This window comes from Cohnella baijiui (assembly GCF_020731285.1).
In the GTDB taxonomy this organism is placed as follows: domain Bacteria; phylum Bacillota; class Bacilli; order Paenibacillales; family Paenibacillaceae; genus Cohnella.
The window spans coordinates 1-243 of the sequence record NZ_JAJFOW010000320.1; the positions used below are offsets into that span (position 1 = coordinate 1).

At 48.1% G+C, this 243-nt stretch carries 1 protein-coding gene; it reads left to right on the forward strand.

Annotated features, from left to right (window positions below; genetic code table 11):
• Window positions 1–227, forward strand: a 227-nt coding sequence (tilS, locus tag LKX83_RS32800) for a tRNA lysidine(34) synthetase TilS (RefSeq protein ID WP_227887467.1), incomplete at its 5' end; no start/stop codon positions are given.
• Window positions 228–243: the final 16 nt, after the last annotated feature.

The window sequence follows — 243 nt, forward strand, 5'->3', positions numbered from 1 at the left end:
GGCGTGCTGGAGATCGAATACAGCCTCTAGGCATGCTCGGAACCAAGAAGGTAAAGGATGTCCTTATCGATAAGAAGATTCCCCGCGACAAGCGAGATCGAATTCCTCTTCTGACCGATGATGAACACATTCTCTGGATCCCTGGCGTGAAGCGTTCGAGTTGGTATGTGCCGCACATGGAAGCGGATGTCGTATTGTATGTAGTGCTTGATTCGTCGCTTTTTTGACAATTTCATCTCTCTT